The sequence below is a fragment of the Micromonospora sp. SYSU B005 genome, assembly GCF_055362685.1.
This window is the reverse complement of the sequence record NZ_JAXCFU010000001.1, coordinates 402,524-419,541: the sequence shown is the minus strand read 5'-3', so window position 1 is coordinate 419,541 and position 17,018 is coordinate 402,524. Positions and strand designations below refer to the sequence as shown.

Annotated in this window: 15 protein-coding genes; 6 read left to right on the top strand and 9 right to left on the bottom strand. The window is 72.1% G+C overall.

Annotated elements, in window-relative coordinates:
* The first annotated feature begins 15 nt into the window (after window positions 1-15).
* The 3 genes from purN (at window position 16) to SM452_RS01930 (ending at window position 2,737) form a co-directional block, all read left to right on the top strand.
* On the top strand, window positions 16-636 hold the full coding sequence (purN, locus tag SM452_RS01940; RefSeq protein ID WP_262015837.1) for a phosphoribosylglycinamide formyltransferase: 621 nt from the start codon (window positions 16-18) through the stop codon (window positions 634-636).
* Entirely contained in the window at window positions 633-2,207 is a 1,575-nt protein-coding gene (gene purH, locus SM452_RS01935; protein WP_357209173.1) for a bifunctional phosphoribosylaminoimidazolecarboxamide formyltransferase/IMP cyclohydrolase, read from the top strand. Before purN ends, purH begins: the two co-directional genes overlap by 4 nt.
* Before the next feature lie 152 nt (window positions 2,208-2,359).
* On the top strand, window positions 2,360-2,737 hold the full coding sequence (locus SM452_RS01930) for a hypothetical protein (protein ID WP_262015839.1): 378 nt from the start codon (window positions 2,360-2,362) through the stop codon (window positions 2,735-2,737).
* A 223-nt stretch (window positions 2,738-2,960) separates the two neighbouring features.
* Here the strand turns inward: SM452_RS01930 and SM452_RS01925 are convergent, their stop codons facing one another.
* From SM452_RS01925 to SM452_RS01905, 5 genes are all read right to left on the bottom strand, one after another.
* A complete protein-coding gene (locus tag SM452_RS01925; RefSeq protein ID WP_120573182.1) occupies window positions 2,961-3,989 on the bottom strand; it encodes an ABC transporter ATP-binding protein in 1,029 nt (342 codons plus the stop codon).
* Window positions 3,973-5,010 carry an ABC transporter ATP-binding protein gene (locus SM452_RS01920; RefSeq protein ID WP_262015840.1) on the bottom strand — a complete coding sequence of 346 codons (1,038 nt, stop codon included), beginning with the start codon at window positions 5,008-5,010 and terminating at the stop codon, window positions 3,973-3,975. Before SM452_RS01920 ends, SM452_RS01925 begins: the two co-directional genes overlap by 17 nt.
* A gap of 6 nt (window positions 5,011-5,016) precedes the next feature.
* Window positions 5,017-5,973: an ABC transporter permease gene (locus SM452_RS01915; RefSeq protein ID WP_030269431.1), complete on the bottom strand. Its 957-nt coding sequence runs from the start codon at window positions 5,971-5,973 to the stop codon at window positions 5,017-5,019.
* Window positions 5,966-6,904 (bottom strand): ABC transporter permease, encoded by a 939-nt coding sequence (locus tag SM452_RS01910; RefSeq protein ID WP_355506312.1) that lies wholly within the window; start codon window positions 6,902-6,904, stop codon window positions 5,966-5,968. Before SM452_RS01910 ends, SM452_RS01915 begins: the two co-directional genes overlap by 8 nt.
* 89 nt (window positions 6,905-6,993) lie before the next feature.
* Window positions 6,994-8,592 carry a peptide ABC transporter substrate-binding protein gene (locus tag SM452_RS01905; RefSeq protein ID WP_262015842.1) on the bottom strand — a complete coding sequence of 533 codons (1,599 nt, stop codon included), beginning with the start codon at window positions 8,590-8,592 and terminating at the stop codon, window positions 6,994-6,996.
* A 393-nt stretch (window positions 8,593-8,985) separates the two neighbouring features.
* On the opposite strand from SM452_RS01905, the gene SM452_RS01900 reads away from it, so the two are divergent.
* The gene (locus SM452_RS01900) at window positions 8,986-9,849 is read left to right on the top strand and encodes a bifunctional methylenetetrahydrofolate dehydrogenase/methenyltetrahydrofolate cyclohydrolase (protein WP_047894341.1); all 864 of its coding nucleotides are present in this window, start codon (window positions 8,986-8,988) and stop codon (window positions 9,847-9,849) included.
* A gap of 98 nt (window positions 9,850-9,947) precedes the next feature.
* A complete protein-coding gene (gene mdh, locus SM452_RS01895) occupies window positions 9,948-10,898 on the top strand; it encodes a malate dehydrogenase (RefSeq protein WP_013288499.1) in 951 nt (316 codons plus the stop codon).
* 133 nt (window positions 10,899-11,031) lie between these two features.
* Here mdh and SM452_RS01890 read toward each other — a convergent pair whose 3' ends face one another.
* Window positions 11,032-11,829, bottom strand: coding sequence for an MBL fold metallo-hydrolase (locus tag SM452_RS01890; protein WP_463839206.1), 798 nt, complete (start codon window positions 11,827-11,829; stop codon window positions 11,032-11,034).
* Window positions 11,830-11,967: 138 nt separating this feature from the next.
* On the opposite strand from SM452_RS01890, the gene SM452_RS01885 reads away from it, so the two are divergent.
* A complete protein-coding gene (locus tag SM452_RS01885; RefSeq protein WP_463839205.1) occupies window positions 11,968-13,185 on the top strand; it encodes an NADP-dependent isocitrate dehydrogenase in 1,218 nt (405 codons plus the stop codon).
* Window positions 13,186-13,420: 235 nt separating this feature from the next.
* Here SM452_RS01885 and galT read toward each other — a convergent pair whose 3' ends face one another.
* The 3 genes from galT to cysC all read right to left on the bottom strand — a co-directional run bounded on the left by galT (window position 13,421) and on the right by cysC (window position 16,984).
* Window positions 13,421-14,494 carry a galactose-1-phosphate uridylyltransferase gene (gene galT, locus SM452_RS01880; RefSeq protein WP_463839204.1) on the bottom strand — a complete coding sequence of 358 codons (1,074 nt, stop codon included), beginning with the start codon at window positions 14,492-14,494 and terminating at the stop codon, window positions 13,421-13,423.
* On the bottom strand, window positions 14,491-15,279 hold the full coding sequence (locus SM452_RS01875; RefSeq protein WP_262015845.1) for a DeoR/GlpR family DNA-binding transcription regulator: 789 nt from the start codon (window positions 15,277-15,279) through the stop codon (window positions 14,491-14,493). Before SM452_RS01875 ends, galT begins: the two co-directional genes overlap by 4 nt.
* 175 nt (window positions 15,280-15,454) lie before the next feature.
* On the bottom strand, window positions 15,455-16,984 hold the full coding sequence (cysC, locus tag SM452_RS01870) for an adenylyl-sulfate kinase (protein ID WP_194801334.1): 1,530 nt from the start codon (window positions 16,982-16,984) through the stop codon (window positions 15,455-15,457).
* Window positions 16,985-17,018: the final 34 nt, after the last annotated feature.

Genomic DNA, 17,018 nt, shown 5'->3' with positions numbered 1-17,018 from the left:
CGATAGGGTTGCCCGGTGACCGAGCCCGCGTCCGTCGCCCGCCTCGTCGTCCTCGTCTCCGGCTCCGGCAGCAACCTCCAGGCGCTGCTGGACGCCACCGCCGACCCCGGGTACGGCGCCCGGGTGGTCGCGGTCGGCGCCGACCGGGACGGGATCGCCGGCTTGGACCGGGCGGCCGCCGCGAGCGTGCCGTCCTTCGTCGAGCGGGTCAAGGACCACCCCACCCGCGCCGACTGGGACAAGGCGCTCACCGCGCGGGTCGCCGAGCACCGGCCCGACCTGGTCATCAGCGCCGGCTTCCTCAAGCTGGTCGGCCCGGAGTTCCTGGCCGCGTTCGGCGACCGCTACCTCAACACGCACAACACGCTGCTGCCGGCGTTCCCCGGCATCCACGGCCCCCGCGACGCGCTGGCGTACGGCGTGAAGGTCACCGGGGCCACCCTGTTCTTCGTCGACGCGGGCATGGACACCGGCCCGATCGTGGCCCAGGTCGCCGTGCCGGTGCACGACGACGACGACGAGGACACGCTCACCGAGCGCATCAAGTCCGCCGAGCGGCGCCAGCTCGTCGAGCAGGTCGGCCGCCTGGTCCGTGAAGGTTGGACGATCACCGGCAGAAAGGTCACCATCCCGTGAACGCCACTGAGGACGCCGGCCGCCGCCCGATCCGGCGCGCGCTGGTCAGCGTCTACGACAAGACCGGCCTGGCCGAGCTGGCCCGCGCCCTGCACGAGGCCGGCGTGGAGATCGTGTCGACCGGGAGCACCGCGTCGACGATCTCCGGCGCCGGGGTGCCGGTGACGCCGGTCGAGCAGGTCACCGGCTTCCCGGAGATCCTCGACGGGCGGGTCAAGACCCTGCACCCGAAGATCCACGGCGGCCTCCTCGCCGACCTGCGCAAGGACGCGCACGCCGCCCAGCTCGACGAGCACGGCATCGCCGGCATCGACCTGCTGGTCTCCAACCTGTACCCGTTCCAGGCCACCGTCGCCTCCGGCGCCGACACCGACGAGTGCGTCGAGCAGATCGACATCGGCGGTCCGGCGATGGTGCGGGCCGCGGCGAAGAACCACGCCTCGGTGGCGGTGGTGACCGACCCGGCGGCGTACCCGGCGGTGGTGGCGGCGCTCGCCGAGGGCGGCTTCACGCTGGCCCGGCGCCGCGCGCTGGCGGCCCGCGCGTTCGCCGACATCGCCGACTACGACGTCGCGGTGGCCGACTGGTTCGCCAGCACCGTGTCGCCGGCCGAGGACGGCTGGCCGGAGTTCGCCGGGCTGGCGCTGCGCCGCCAGGCGGTGCTGCGGTACGGCGAGAACCCGCACCAGGCGGCGGCGCTCTACACCGATCCGGGCGCGCCGGCCGGGCTGGCCCAGGCCGAGCAGCTGCACGGCAAGGAGATGTCCTACAACAACTACGTCGACGCGGACGCCGCCTGGCGGGCCGCGAACGACTTCCCGGACCAGCCGGCGGTGGCGATCATCAAGCACGCCAACCCGTGCGGCATCGCCGTCGGCGCGGACGTGGCCGAGGCGCACCGCAAGGCGCACGCCTGCGACCCGGTCTCCGCGTTCGGCGGCGTGATCGCGGTGAACCGGCCGGTCGACGCGGCGATGGCCGGCCAGGTCGCGGAGATCTTCACCGAGGTGCTGGTGGCGCCCGGCTTCGACGAGGACGCGCTGGAGCTGCTGCGGGCCAAGAAGAACCTCCGCCTGCTGCGGGCGCCCGCGTTCGCCACCCGGCCCGCCGAGTGGCGGCAGGTCAGCGGCGGCGTGCTGGTGCAGACGCGGGACGCCGTCGACGCGCCGGGCGACGACCCGTCCGGCTGGACGCTCGCGACCGGCGACCCGGCCGACGAGGCGACTCTGCGCGACCTGGCGTTCGCCTGGCGGGCGGTCCGCGCGGTCAAGAGCAACGCGATCCTGCTGGCCCGCGACGGCGCCACAGTCGGTGTCGGCATGGGGCAGGTGAACCGGGTGGACTCGGCGCGGCTGGCGGTCAGCCGGGCCGGTGACGAGCGGGCCCGCGGCTCGGTCTGCGCCTCGGACGCGTTCTTCCCGTTCGCCGACGGCCCGCAGATCCTCATCGACGCCGGGGTACGGGCGATCGTGCAGCCGGGCGGCTCGATCCGGGACGAGGAGACCATCGCGGCCTGCAAGGCGGCCGGCGTGACCATGTACCTCACCGGCACCCGGCACTTCTTCCACTGACGAGTCCGGCCCGCGACCGTCCGGGTGCGTCAGTCGTCCACACGACCGGCGCACCCGGACGCCGGGCCGTTGCCCGCCGCGGGAGGCGGTTGCTAGCGTGTGCGCGGCGACGATCGAGCGTCTCCGCTGTCTGTGAGCCCGGCAGGTGTGCCATGCGCGTTCGCGACCGGTTGACCGCCGTCGTCGTCACGCTGGCGTTCGTCCTGGCCGGACTCGGAGCGGCAGCCGCACCCGCCGTCGTCGTACCGGCCGCCGCCGCGCCGACCGCCGCCTCAGCGAGCGGGACGAGCCCGGCCGCGCTGCGTACCGCGTACCCCGGAATCTCCTGGTCGGAGCTTGCCGCCGGGCCGTGGCACGACCACGGCGGCGGCCTCGGCTACGCCGACGGGCCGGACGACCTGGCCCCGGCCGCGCTCCCGCGCGTGGCCGGCCCGGCCGTGCCGGGGCCCGTCGTACCAGCGCCCCGGCCGCCGGTCGTGCCGCTGCCGCCGCGCGGCCCGCTCGCCGCGCGCGCCCCGCCGGCCGCCTGAGCCGCACCGAACCCGCAGCCCGCACCGGCACGCGCGCTCGCGCCGCACCGGACACCGCCGCGTCGACCCGGCGGTCTCCGCCGCGAGCTGCCGTCCACCGGTACGGCGGCGCGCCTCACGCCGCCGGGCCGCCTCGGGTTCGTCCCGGGTCCGCCGTCCGCACGCGTGCCCGCATCGGAGGCCCCGCCCCCTCTTCCTCCGGGGGACGGGGCCTTCGTCACGCTCACGCCTCGGTGCGCACCTCGGCGAAGTGGCAGGCGCTGGGGTGCGGGTCCGCCGCGCGGGGTACCGCCTGCGGGTCCTGGGTCGCGCAGACCTCCTCGGCCTTCCAGCAGCGGGTCCGGAAGTGGCAGCCGGACGGCGGCTCGGCCGGGCTGGGCACGTCGCCGGTGAGCCGGATGATGGTCCGCCGGTCGCGCGCCTCCGGGTCGGGCACCGGCACCGCCGACAGCAGCGCCTGGGTGTACGGGTGGGTCGCGCGCTGGTAGATCTGCTCCTCGGTGCCGATCTCCACGATCCGGCCCAGGTACATCACCGCGACCCGGTCGGAGATGTGCCGCACCACCGACAGGTCGTGGGCGATGAAGATGTACGACAGCCCCAGCTCGTCCTGGAGCTGTTCGAGCAGGTTGATCACCTGGGCCTGGATGGACACGTCCAGGGCGGACACCGGCTCGTCGCAGACGATGATCTCGGGCCGCAGCGCGAGCGCCCGGGCGATGCCGATGCGCTGCCGCTGACCGCCGGAGAACTGGTGCGGGTAGCGGTTGACGTGCTCCGGGTTGAGCCCGACCACGTCCAGCAGTTCCTGCACCCGCTGCCGCCGGCTGCGCTTCGGTGCCGCCTCCGGGTGGATCTCGAACGGCTCGCCGATGATGTCGCCGACCGTCATGCGCGGGTTCAGCGAGGTGTACGGGTCCTGCATCACCATCTGCATGTTCCGCCGCAGCCGCCGCAGGTCGGCACCGGTGGCCCGGAGCAGGTCGCGCCCCTCCAGCGTGACCCGCCCGGCGGTGGGCGTCTCCAGGCGCATGAGCAGCCGCGCCAGCGTGGACTTGCCGCAGCCGGACTCGCCGACCACACCGAGCGTCTCACCGCGCCGCAGTTCGAACGAGACGCCGTCGACGGCCTTGACCTGGCCGATGGTCTTCTTGAACAGCACGCCCTGGCTGATCGGGAAGTGCTTGACCAGCTGGTCGACGGCGAGGATCGTCTCGCCGCGCACCTTGGCGGGTTCAGCCGTCGCGGTCATCGTGCACCTCCTGGGCGAAGTGGCACGCGCTGGTCCGCCCGTCGGCGAGCACCAGGTCGTGCGGCACCTCGTCCACGCAGACCGGCTGGACGTACGGGCACCGGGGGTGGAACGGGCAGCCGGACGGGATCGCCATCAGGTTCGGCGGCAGGCCGCGGATGCTGGACAACGCCTGGCCGCGCACGTCCAGGCGCGGGATCGACTCCAGCAACCCCTTCGTGTACGGGTGGGCCGGCGCCCGGTACAGCGCGTGCACGTCGGCGTGCTCGACGATCCGGCCCGCGTACATGACCGCGATCCGGTCCGCCACACCGGCGACCACGCCCAGGTCGTGGGTGATGAGGACGAGCGCCATGCCGAGATCCCGGCGCAGGTCGGCCAGGAGGTCCATGATCTGCGCCTGCACGGTCACGTCCAGCGCCGTGGTGGGTTCGTCGGCGATCAGCACCTTCGGGTCGAGCGCCAGCGCCATCGCGATCATGACGCGTTGCCGCATGCCGCCGGAGAACTGGTGCGGGTAGTCGCCGAGCCGCTTCGCCGCGGCCGGGATCCGCACCAGGTCCATCAGCTCGACGGTGCGCCTGCGCGCGTCGGCCCGCGACATCCCGGCCCGCTCGCGCAGCGACTCGCCGATCTGCCAGCCGACCGGGAAGACCGGGTTCAACGCCGACAACGCGTCCTGGAAGATCATCGCGATCTCGGCGCCACGGATCTGCCGGCGTTCCTCCTCCGGGCGGGTGAGCAGGTCCCGCCCCTGGTAGAGGATCTGCCCGGCGCGCACGTACGCGGGCGGGGTGTCCAGGATGCCCATGATCGCCTGGGCGGTGACGGACTTGCCGGAGCCGGACTCGCCCAGCACCGCGAGCGTCTCACCGGCGTCCAGGTGGTACGTCACCCCGTTGATCACGCGCGCCACGCCCTCGCGGGTACGGAACTCGACGTGCAGGTCCCGTACCTCCAGCAGGTGCCCGCCGGGCGGCGTGGGTGAGGCCGGCGTGGGCCGGACCGACGACTGGGTCATGGGTTGTCACCGGAGCTTCGGGTCGAAGGCGTCGCGGATCGCGTCGCCGAGCATGATGAAGGCGAGCACGGTCAGGGCGAGGAACGTCGACGGCACGATCAGCGGCGTCGCCGACTCCCGCATGTGCACCCGGCCGGCGTCGATGTCGATGCCCCAGGAGATGGTCGGCGCCTTCAGGCCGATGCCGAGGAAGCTCAGCGTCGCCTCGGCCGCGATGAACGACCCGAGCGCGATGGTGAGCACCACGATGGCCGGGGCGAGCGCGTTCGGCAGGATGTGCCGCCACATGATCCGGCCGTTTCCGGCCCCGAGCATCCGGGCCGCGGCCACGTAGTCCTGCTCCCGGGCGGTGATCACCGAGGAACGGACCACCCGGGCCGCGGTGGTCCACCCGAGCAGCGCCAGGACGAGGATCACCGCGAACAGGCGTACCGTCTCGCCGCTCGTGCTCACCCGCTTGAGCAGCACGATCGCGGCGAGCAGCAGCGGGATGCCGAGCACGATGTCGATCACCCGGGACAGCACCGCGTCGACCCACCCGCCGAAGTAGCCGGCGAGCATGCCGACGACGAGGGCGATCACGCCGGTGATCAGCGCGGAGAACGCGCCCACGAGCAGCGAGGCGCGGGCGCCGTAGACCGCCCGGGCGAACGTGTCGCAGCCCTGGAAGTCGTACCCGAAGATCGCTCCGCCGGACGGCCCGGCGTGCTGCCGCGACAGCACGCAGTCGCGCGGGTCGTTGGCGGCGAACAGCCCCGGCGCCACTGCCATCGCGGCGACCAGCACCACCAGGAGCAGGCTGATCCAGAAGACCGGGTTGCGGCGCAGGTCCCGCCATGCGTCACCGGCCAGGCTGCGGGCCCGGTCCGGCCGTCCGGCCCGGCCGGGCGTGCCCGGTTCGCCGGAGACGCCGCGCCGCGCGGCCTGGTTCTCCGTCGCCGCCACCGTCTCGAAGTCACTCATAGCGGATCCTCGGGTCGAGTACGGCGTAGAGCACGTCCACCACCAGGTTGGACAGCAGGTAGACCACGACGAGCACGCTCACGATGCCGACCACCAGGGGGCCGTCCTCGGTGCGGATGCCGCGGAACAGGTTGAAGCCGACGCCCGGGACGTTGAACACGCCCTCGGTGATGATCGCGCCGCCCATCAGGTTGCCCAGCTCGACGCCGAGGAAGGTGACCACCGGGATGAGCGAGTTGCGCAGCACGTGCACGCCGACGATGCGGCGCCGCCGCAGGCCCTTGGAGCGGGCGGTGCGGACGTAGTCGGCGCGCAGGTTCTCGGTCACCGAGGTACGGGTCAGCCGCAGCGCGGTGGCCAGCGACAACGAGCCGAGCACGAGGCCGGGGAGCAGCAGCGCGTAGAAGGAGGGTTGCGCTCCGGCGGTGGGCGGGAAGACCGGCCAGCGTACGCCGAGGAAGTACTGCGCCAGCGGGGCCAGCACGATGGTGGGGATGCCGAGCACCAGCAGCGTGAGCACGAGCGTGGCGTGGTCGAACACGCCGGAGCGGCGGATCGCCGCGATCACGCCGGCGGTGACCCCGAAGATCACCGTCACGGCCATCGCGATCACGGCGAGCTTCACGGTGACCGGCCAGGCGGCGGCGAGGATGTCGCTGATCTGCCGTCCGGTCAGCGACTGCCCGAGGTCACCCTGGACCAGGCCGCCCAGGTAGTCGAAGTAGCGGTAGAAGAAGCCGCCGACACCCGTCGCGTCCAGGTGGTACTTCTCGGTCAGGTAGGCCCGCTGCGCGGCGGTCACCGGCCGCTCCCCGGCGAGGGCCTGGATCGGGTCGCCCTGCCCGGCGAACATCAGCGCGTAGACGATCAGCGTGGTCCCGAAGAAGGCGAGGACCATCTGGAGCAGTCGCCGCAGGATGAAGCGGAGCATGCTGGCAAGTTTGCCGAAACTGGGCGAAATGCGTGCCAATGCGAGGGCCGGGCCACCCGGTGGGGGTGGCCCGGCCCGTCAGCGGGGTGTCAGGCGCGTTCGATCTTCAGCAGGTCCACCCGGTCGAAGAGGTCCACGTGGACGTTCTTGACCTTGGTCGAGTGGCCGAAGTTGTTCTGCCCGTACCGCAGCGGGATCACCGGCATGTCCTGCGCGAGCAGGTCCTCCGCCGCCTGGTACTTCTTGATCGCCTCGTCCTCGGTCGCCGCGCGGGCGCCCTCGGCGAGCAGCTTGTCGAACTCCGGGTTGCTGTAGCCGTAGTAGTTCGACGAGCCGGTGGTGCTGTACAGCGGGCCGAGGTAGTTCTCCATGGACGGGTAGTCCATGACCCAGCCCATCCGGAACAGGCCGACCGGCTGCTTCTGCTTGAGCTTGGTCAGCAGGTCCGCGAACTTCGGCTCGGCGGTGCCGACGCACTCCACGCCCAGGTTGGCCTTGAGCTGGTTGCAGGTGGCGTCGATCCAGTCCTTGTGGCCGCCGTCGCCGTTGTAGGACAGCTCGATCTTCTTCGGGCCTCCCGCGGCCTCGTACATGGCCTTGGCCTTGACCGGGTCGAACGCGCCCGCCGTGCCGATGGTGTTCTCCCGGTAACCGGCGACCACCGGCGAGACGAACGAGCGGGCCGGCTGCTGCGAGTCCTTGAAGATCGACTTGGTGATCTCGTCCCGGTCGATCGCCATCGAGATCGCCTTGCGCACCTCGGGCTTGCTGAACTCCTCCTGGAACGTCGGGAAGGCCAGCACCTGCAGCGACGACGCCGGGCTCTGCTGGAAGCGGTCGCCCAGGTCGGTCGCGGCGGTCGACAGGTTCTCGGTCGGGATCGTCTTGATCACGTCGAGGTTGTCCGACAGCACGTCCGCGTACGCCGCGGTCGGCTGCTGGTAGATGCGGAACTCGACGCCGCCGACCTTGGGCTGCTGACCCGGGAACGCGTCGTAGCGCTCCACCTCGACCTTGGCGTCGTGCTGCCAGCTGCCCTTCATCTTGAACGGGCCCTGGCCGATCGGTGCCTGCTCGTAGCCCTCGGCGAGCACGCCCGGCGCGGAGAAGGCCGCCTTGGGCAGCGGGTAGAAGGCGGTGTAGCCGAGCATGGACTTGAAGTCCACGTACGGCTGGCTGAGCGTCACGGTGAAGGTCAGGTCGTCGACCTTCTTCAGCCCGCTCATCGTCGTCGCCTTCGGGCTCTCGCCCTGGAGGTCGTCGTAGCCGGCCACCTTCTCGAAGAAGTAGCTGGAGTTCTGGCCGTTCGGCGCGTACGCGCCGTAGTTCCAGGCGTCGATGTAGTTGTCGGCGGTGACCTTCTCGCCGTTGTGGAACGTGTAGCCGGGCTTCAGCTTGATCGTCCAGACCTTGTTGTCGGACGTCGTCACCTTCTCGGCTGCCACCTCGTGCGGCTTGTTCGCCTCGTCGTAGTCGACGAGCGGGCTGAACAGGGCCGACAGGACCTGGGAGCCGCTCGTCTCGTTGGTGTTTGTCGGCACGAGGTGCTGCGGCTCGGCGATCTCGATCCGCACGGCCGCGTCGGAGTCGCCGGCACCGCCGCCGCCACCGCCCGAGCCGCAGGCCGTCAGGCCCAGCGTCACCGCGAGCGGGAGCGCGGCCCAGGCCGCGAGCCTACGAACACGCATTGGGGGTCTCCTCATCTCCTCACGCTGCGCGGTCGTCCCGACGCTGGGTGACTCTGCGCAACGAGTGGTAACGGTAGGTCGCGATCCGGCCCGCCGACAACTAGTGCGTGGTCAACTGATGACGGATCGTGTTCGGCGAGCCTTGTCGCTGCTGTCCGTGCGTGCTAAACCCCGCTTCTAGCTGGCCTTTTATTCACCCTTGATGGTCCGTTCGAGGCCCGGTCGAGCGCGTCTGCGACGTCCGGTCCGCCTGTCCGGTCCCTGCCCGTCCGGGTGTGTCCGGGCCGCTGTGTCGCAGTGATTGGTCACTCTCCGTGAGTTAGGGCACGTTGCGGAGCGTGATCGTCCGCCGTCGTCGTCCGGGCTCGCCCGCGGGCGTGAGACGATCACGGCGTGACGGCGACGATCCTGGACGGCAAGGCCACCGCGGCGGAGATCAAGGACGAGCTACGAGCCCGGGTCAAGGCGCTCGCGGAACGCGGCATCACCCCCGGCCTCGGCACCGTGCTGGTCGGGGAGGACCCCGGCTCCCAGGCGTACGTCAACGGCAAGCACCGCGACTGCGCCGAGGTGGGCATCGCCTCGCTGCGTGTCGCGCTGCCGGCCGACGCCACCCAGGAGCAGCTCGACGCGGCGCTCGCCGAGCTGAACGCCGACCCGGCCTGCCACGGCTACATCGTCCAGCTCCCGCTCCCCGGTCACCTCGACACGCAGCGCGCGCTGGAGTCGATCGACCCGGACAAGGACGCCGACGGGCTGCACCCGGTCAACCTGGGCCGGCTCGTCCTCGGGTACGACGCGCCGCTGCCCTGCACCCCGCGCGGCATCGTGGAACTGCTGCGCCGGCACGACGTGCCGCTGCGCGGCGCGAACGTGGCAGTGGTCGGCCGGGGCAACACGGTCGGCCGCCCGCTGGGCCTGCTGCTGACCCGGCGCAGCGAGAACGCCACCGTGACGCTCTGCCACACCGGCACGCTCGACCTGGCCGCGCACACCCGCGCCGCCGACGTCGTCATCGTCGCCGCCGGCGTGCCCGGGCTGCTCACCGCCGACATGATCAACCCGGGCGCGACGGTGGTGGACGTCGGGATCACGCGGGTCATCGGCGAGGACGGCAAGGGCCGCTACACCGGCGACGTGGACCCGGAGGTGGCCGAGGTCGCCGGCAAGCTGGTGCCGATGCCCGGGGGCGTCGGTCCGATGACCCGGGCGATGCTGCTGACGAACGTGGTCGAACGGGCCGAGCGGACCGCCTGACACCCACCCAGGTCATAACCGTCCGCCCCTGACCTGATCGGTGCCAGGATGGCTGATACGGTCCGGAAAACCGACTGGTATCAGGGAGTGGGACGACCATGGGTAAGAAGGTCACTGTCGTCGGCGCCGGCTTCTACGGCTCGACCACCGCACAGCGCCTGGCCGAGTACGACGTCTTCGACACCGTTGTGATCACCGACATCGTGGAGGGCAAGCCGGCGGGTCTCGCGCTCGACCTCAACCAGTCCCGCGCGGTCGAGGGCTTCGAGACCAAGGTCGTCGGCGTCACCACCGGCCCGAACGGCGAGGGCTACGAGGCCATCGAGGGCTCGGACGTCGTCGTCATCACCGCCGGCCTGCCGCGCAAGCCGGGCATGAGCCGGATGGACCTGCTGGAGACCAACGCCAAGATCGTCCGGCAGGTCGCCGAGAACGTCGCCAAGTACGCCCCGAACGCCGTCGTCATCGTGGTGTCCAACCCGCTCGACGAGATGACCGCGCTGGCCCAGCTCGCCACCCAGTTCCCGAAGAACCGGGTGCTCGGCCAGGCCGGCATGCTGGACACCGCCCGCTTCACCAACTTCGTCGCCGAGGCGCTGAGCGTACCGGTGAAGTCGGTACGGACCCTGACGCTCGGCTCGCACGGCGACACCATGGTCCCGGTGCCGTCGAAGAGCACCGTGAACGGCAAGCCGCTGCGTGACGTCATGCCGGCCGAGCAGATCGAGGAGCTGGTCGTCAAGACCCGCAACGGTGGCGCCGAGGTCGTCGCGCTGCTCAAGACCGGTTCGGCGTACTACGCCCCGTCCGCCGCCGCGGCCCGGATGGCGAAGGCCGTGGCCGAGGACTCCGGCGCCGTCATGCCGGTCTGCGCCTGGGTCGACGGCGAGTACGGCATCTCCGGCGTCTACCTGGGCGTCGAGGCCGAGATCGGCGCCGAGGGCGTGAAGCGGGTCGTCGAGACCGACCTGGACGCCGACGAGCTGGCCGCGCTGAAGGAGGCCGCCGAGGCCGTCCGCGCCAAGCAGGGCGACGTCGCCAGCATGTGACGCCCGACCACTGCATCGAAGGCCCGCCGGCACGCGCCGGCGGGCCTTCTGCCGTCCCGTCCGCGGTCCTCCCCGTTCTCCCCGTCGATCATGAAGTTGACGGCGGAAATGGAGATCGACCAGGCGGTCAACCTCATGATCGACGGGGTGAGGGGTGAGGGGTGAAGGGGGCGGTCAGGTGGGGGGTGGCCAGGGTGGCGGGGGAGAGGGTCGTCAGGAGGCTCGTGCGGGAGCGTCGGGCCGTTTCCGGGTCCTCCTCGTGGGCGTACGCCAGCTCCGGTTCGACCAACTGGATCGTGTGCACCAGCAGGTCGCCGGTGATCAGGAGGCGCTCGTCGTCCGCCTCGACCAGCACCGACTGGTGACCCGGCGTGTGGCCGGGCGTGTGCAGCAGCCGTACCCCCGGGGTGAGGGGCGTCTCGCCGTCGACCACCCGCAGCCGGCCGGCGGCGCGCAACGGCGTCAGCAGCCGGGCCGGCAGTTCCGGGTGGAACAGCTCCAGCGCCTCCACCTCGGCGCGCTGGATCAGGTGGTCCGCGTTCGGGAACAGCGCGCCGGCCCAGCCCACGTGGTCGGTGTGCAGGTGGGTGAGGACCACGGTGCGGACGTCGGCCGGATCGACCCCGGCGGCGGCCAGCTCGGCCGGCAGCCGGCCCGGCACCGGCGCCCAGCTCGCGGCGAGCGAGTCGGCCGGGCCGATGCCGGCGTCGACAAGCGTGACCGGTCCGTCGCCGGACCGCACCGCGAAAGCGCGGAACCGTAGCCACCACCTGCCGTCGTCGGTGACGGCGCCCGGATCGAGCCGGTCGGCCGCCGCCCAGTGCGCCTGGGTGGCACCGGGAAACGCCTCGCCGCGGGGCTGGAAGAAGGGCCCCTCGCCGTCGGAGAGCGCGGTGACCGTGATAGACCCGATGGTGCGGCTGCGCGGCATCGGACGATGATGCCAGCGGGCCGAGGCGCGGCGCAGCCCGCTTTCCGGCGGTCCACCCGGGCCGCCTGGGGACTGCCGGTCAGTTTCCAGTACGCTCGTACTGCTTGAGCACGTGTCCCCCGAGAGGAGCGCCGGCCGATGGCGAAGATCAAGGTAAACAACCCGGTCGTGGAGATCGACGGCGACGAGATGACCCGGATCATCTGGAAGCAGATCCGGGAGCAGCTGATCCTGCCCTACCTCGACGTCGACCTGCACTACTACGACCTGTCGATCCAGCACCGTGACGCCACCGACGACCAGGTCACCGTCGACGCCGCCAACGCCATCAAGGAGCACGGCGTCGGCGTCAAGTGCGCCACCATCACCCCGGACGAGGCCCGGGTGGAGGAGTTCGGCCTGAAGAAGATGTGGCGGTCGCCGAACGGCACCATCCGCAACATCCTCGGCGGCGTGGTCTTCCGCGAGCCGATCATCATGTCGAACGTGCCGCGGCTCGTCCCGGGCTGGACCAAGCCGATCATCATCGGCCGGCACGCGCACGGCGACCAGTACAAGGCCACCGACTTCGTCGTCCCCGGCCCGGGCACGGTGACCATCACCTACACCCCGGCCGACGGCGGCACCCCGATGGAGATGGAGGTCGCCAACTTCCCCGGCGGCGGCATCGCCATGGGCATGTACAACTACGACGAGTCGATCCGGGACTTCGCCCGCGCCTCGTTCCGGTACGGCCTGGACCGCAACTACCCGGTCTACATGTCCACCAAGAACACCATCCTCAAGGCGTACGACGGCCGGTTCAAGGACATCTTCGCCGAGGTGTTCGAGAACGAGTTCAAGGCCGAGTTCGACGCCGCCGGCCTCACCTACGAGCACCGGCTGATCGACGACATGGTCGCCGCCGCGCTCAAGTGGGAGGGCGGATACGTCTGGGCCTGCAAGAACTACGACGGTGACGTGCAGTCCGACACCGTCGCGCAGGGCTTCGGCTCGCTCGGCCTGATGACCTCGGTGCTGCTCTCCCCGGACGGCCGCACCGTCGAGGCCGAGGCGGCGCACGGCACCGTCACCCGGCACTACCGGCAGTACCAGAAGGGCGAGAAGACCTCGACCAACCCGATCGCCTCGATCTACGCCTGGACCCGGGGCCTGGCCCACCGGGGCAAGCTGGACGGCACCCCGGCGGTCACCGAGTTCGCGAACACGCTGGAGAAGGTCATCGTGGACACCGTCGAGGGCGGCCAGATGACCAAGGACCTCGCGCTGCTCATCTCGCGGGACGCCCAGTGGCTGACCACCGACGAGTTCATGAACGCGCTCGACGAGAACCTGGCGCGCAAGCTCGCCGCCTGATCACTCCCGTCGATCACCACGGAGCCCGTCGGCACGCGCCGGCGGGTTCCGTCGTGTCCGGGCCCGGTGCGTCACCGGCTCCGGGCCGGGCTCGTTGTACCGGGTGGACGCGATGCCAGTCTCGTCCAGCCGTCCCTTCCCTTGCGGGGGGCCCTGTCCCGGGCCCCCCGCGCCCTGTTGTGCGGCGTGCGCTCCCGCTCAGGCGGCCCGCCCCGCTCAGGCCGCGGCGGCCGGCTCAGGCGGCGCGTAGCAGCTCGGCGGCTCGCTCGGGGGCGATGTCGTTGATGAACACGCCCATGCCGGACTCCGACCCGGCCAGGTACTTCAGCTTGTCCTTGGCCCGCCGGATGCTGAACAGCTGAAGGTGCAGGTGGCCCAGTTCCCTGTCGATCCGTACCGGCGCCTGGTGCCAGGCCGCGATGTACGGCATCGGCAGGCCGAACAGCCCGTCGAAGCGGCGCAGCAGGTCCAGGTAGAGCGGCCCGAAGGCGTCCCGCTCGGCGTCGTTCAGTGCCGGGATGTCCGGCACCGGCCGGTGCGGCGCCACGTGCACCTCGAACGGCCAGCGCGCGGCCGCCGGGACGTACGCGGTCCAGTGCTCGTTGCTCGTCACCACCCGCTCCCCGGAGGCGCGTTCGGTGGCCAGCACGTCGGCGTAGAGGTTGCCCCCGGTACGGTCGGCGTACCGCCGGGCGGCGGCAAGCATGGTGCGGGTGCGCGGCGTGACGAACGGGTACGCGTAGATCTGCCCGTGCGGGTGGTGCAGCGTCACCCCGATCTCCACGCCCCGGTTCTCGAACGGGAAGACCTGCTCCACGCCGGGTAGCGCGCTCAGCGCCGTGGTGCGGTCGGCGAGCGCGTCGAGCACCGTCCGGACCCTGCGTGGGGAGAGCCGGGCGAACGAGGCGTTGTGGTCGTCGGTGAAGCAGACCACCTCGCACCTGCCGCGCCCGGGGCGTACCGGGGTGAACGGCGTGATCTCGGCCGGCTCGTCGGCCACCCGCTGGCTCAGCGACGGGAACCGGTTCTCGAACACCACCACGTCGTAGTCGGACGCGGGGATCTCGCTGTGCCGCTCACCCCGCGACGGGCACAGCGGGCACTGGTCGGCCGGGGGCAGGAACGTGCGGGTCTGCCGGTGCACCGCCACCGCCACCCACTCGTCGGTCAGCGGGTCGTACCGCAGCTGCGAGGCGGGCGGGGGAGGGGGCAGATCCCGCCGGTCCGGCTGGTCGCGGACCGCGTCGTCCCGCTCGTCGAAGTAGATCAGCTCGCGGCCGTCGGCCAGCGCGATCTGCGTACGCTTCACTCCGCCCCCCTCGTCGTGGGCACCGTCACCAGCTCACCCACCCTGTCGTCGAGTACCCGTCGGGCCTCGGGTGCCAACCGGTCGTCGGTGACCAGCACGTCCGCCGCCTCCAGCGGCACGATCGACGAGATGCCGACGGTGCCCCACTTGGTGTGGTCGGCGAGCACCACGAGCCGGTCCGCCGCGGCCACGAGCGCCCGGTTCGTGTCCGCCTCCATCAGATTGGGTGTGGTGAAACCGGCCCGTTCGCTGATCCCGTGCACGCCCAGGAAGAGCAGGTCCAGGTGCAGCGCGGCGATCGCGGCCACGGCGAGCGGACCGACGAGCGCGTCCGACGGTGTGCGGACGCCGCCGGTGAGCACCACGGTCTGGTCCGGCCGGCCGCCGACGTGCAGGGCCTCCGCCACCGGCAGCGAGTTGGTGACCACAGTGAGGCCGGGCACGTCGACCAGCCGCCGGGCCAGCTCGGCGGTGGTGGTGCCGGCGGAGAGCGCGATGGCGGCGCCGGGCCGGACCAGTCCCGCGGCGTGCTCGGCGATCGCGGCCTTCTCGGCGGACTGGCGGACGGATTTGGCGTGGAAGCCGGGCTCGTCGGTCGAGCCGGGACCGGCCGGTGTCGCGCCGCCGTGCACCTTGGCGAGCAGGCCCGCCTCGTGCAGCGTGTCCAGGTCGCGCCGGATGGTCATGTCGGAGACGCCGAACTCGGCCGCCAGCTCGGTGACCCGGACGCCACCGGCGCGGCGCAGTCGTTCCAGGATGGCCGTCTGCCGCTGCCGCGCCAGCATCCCCGGCTCACCTCCGCGCCTCACCGACCGCGCGGACACTCCACGCGGTCGAACGTGTTCCAACAAAGACGAACACTACCGCGCAGCGACGGCGATGCGAAACCGCCGCCGTCCGGAAGGCCGGACGACGGCGGTCGAGGTGCGCGCAGGGCCGGACACGTCCGGCGGCCGGAGGTCAGGCGGGCTGGAGGCGGGGCTCCACCCAGCCGGTCTCGGTAAGGTGCTCCATCACCTTCCCGATGGCCTCCTCGACGCTGAGATCCGAGGTGTCCACCACCAGGTCGGCGTCGGTGGGCTCCTCGTACGGGTCGTCGATGCCGGTCATCCCGGTGATCAGGCCGGCCCGGGCGCGGGCGTACAGGCCCTTGCGGTCGCGCTGCTCGCAGACCGCCAGCGGCGTCGCCACGTGGACCAGCAGGAACCCCGCCCCGGCCGTCTCGGCCATCTCCCGGGCGGTGGCGCGAGCCGCCGCGTACGGCGCGATCGGGCAGCAGATGCCGACGCCCCGGTGCCGGGCGATCTCCGCCGCCACCCAGCCGATCCGGCGTACGTTGAGATCCCGGTCGGCCTTGCTGAACCCCAGCCCGGCGGAGAGTTCCCGCCGCACCACGTCGCCGTCGAGCAGCGTGATGGTGCGGTCGCCCTGCTCGCGGAGCACGTCGGCCAGCCCGCGGGCGATGGTCGACTTGCCCGAGCCGGACAGGCCGGTCAGGAAGATCACCAGGCCCCGGTGCCGCCGCGGCGGGCGTGCCCGGGACAGTTCCTTCGCCACCGCCGGCGGCGTGTGCCACTCGGGCAGCGGGAACCCCCGGTCCAGCAGGTCGTCGATCTCCCGCGTGCTCAGCGCCAGCCGCCGGTTGCGCGGCGGGATGTCCTCACGCCAGCGCCACTGCCCGTCCCGGTTGTCGTAGGCCAGCTCGCGGGGCACCAGCACGCGCAGGCCGGCGCCGGAGAGCATGCCCTCGGTGGACAGCAGGTGGGTCACCCCGTAGGCGGCGGCGACCCGGGCCCGCAGCAGCGCGTCGCTGATCTCGTCGCGCCGCCGGGCCAGCGGCACCGCCACCAGCGTCGCCGGGGGCATCCGGTCGCGCGCGGCGAACACGCTGCGCACCAGCGCCTCGGCCGGCAGTCCGGCGATCGACTCCTCGCCAATCGGGATCATCACCAGCAGGTGCGCGCCGAGCGTACGGGCCGCATGCGCGATCTGCGCCAGCTGCGGCCGGTGCAGCGGACGGTCGGCGAACACGCCGAGCACCCGGCCCGGCGGCAGCAGTCCGCGTACCTCGTCGGGGCCGCGCCGGAGCCGCTGGAACGGCCCGTGGCCGCCGTCGCCCAGGCGGCGCACCGCGCCACCGACACCCACCATGCCCTCGCGGCCCGGCCAGACGTCGGTCACGTCCATCGCCGCCACCGGTGCGCCCTCACCGTCGGTGAGCACCACCGCCCGGCGGGCCGGGTCGGCCGGGTCCAGCCCGTCGGCCAGCGCCGCCGGCACCTGGAGCGTCACCGGCACCGGCCACGGCGTGCCGTCGGCCAGTCGGCCGCGCCGGTTCAGCGAGGCCAGGTCGGCCCGGCTCATGAAACCGGTGAGCGGTGCGTACGCCCCACTCAGCAACAACTGGAGATCGGCCAGCTCAGCGGGTCTGGGCGCGTACGACGGCGCATCCCGCAGAACGTCCTCGGGCAGCAGCCACCCGTTGCTCATCGAACCCCCAACTCGCCGGCCGGCACACAGTTTC

Bases quoted from the DNA above. Each gene is read 5' to 3' on its own strand.
- SM452_RS01930 (WP_262015839.1), top strand. From the start codon at position 2,360: ATGCGCGTTCGCGACCGGTTGACCGCCGTCGTCGTCACGCTGGCGTTC.
- SM452_RS01925 (WP_120573182.1), bottom strand. From the start codon at position 3,989: ATGACCGCGACGGCTGAACCCGCCAAGGTGCGCGGCGAGACGATCCTC.
- SM452_RS01920 (WP_262015840.1), bottom strand. From the start codon at position 5,010: ATGACCCAGTCGTCGGTCCGGCCCACGCCGGCCTCACCCACGCCGCCC.
- SM452_RS01915 (WP_030269431.1), bottom strand. From the start codon at position 5,973: ATGAGTGACTTCGAGACGGTGGCGGCGACGGAGAACCAGGCCGCGCGG.
- SM452_RS01910 (WP_355506312.1), bottom strand. From the start codon at position 6,904: ATGCTCCGCTTCATCCTGCGGCGACTGCTCCAGATGGTCCTCGCCTTC.
- SM452_RS01905 (WP_262015842.1), bottom strand. From the start codon at position 8,592: ATGCGTGTTCGTAGGCTCGCGGCCTGGGCCGCGCTCCCGCTCGCGGTG.
- mdh (WP_013288499.1), top strand. From the start codon at position 9,948: ATGGGTAAGAAGGTCACTGTCGTCGGCGCCGGCTTCTACGGCTCGACC.
- SM452_RS01890 (WP_463839206.1), bottom strand. From the start codon at position 11,829: ATGCCGCGCAGCCGCACCATCGGGTCTATCACGGTCACCGCGCTCTCC.
- SM452_RS01885 (WP_463839205.1), top strand. From the start codon at position 11,968: ATGGCGAAGATCAAGGTAAACAACCCGGTCGTGGAGATCGACGGCGAC.
- SM452_RS01875 (WP_262015845.1), bottom strand. From the start codon at position 15,279: ATGCTGGCGCGGCAGCGGCAGACGGCCATCCTGGAACGACTGCGCCGC.
- cysC (WP_194801334.1), bottom strand. From the start codon at position 16,984: ATGAGCAACGGGTGGCTGCTGCCCGAGGACGTTCTGCGGGATGCGCCG.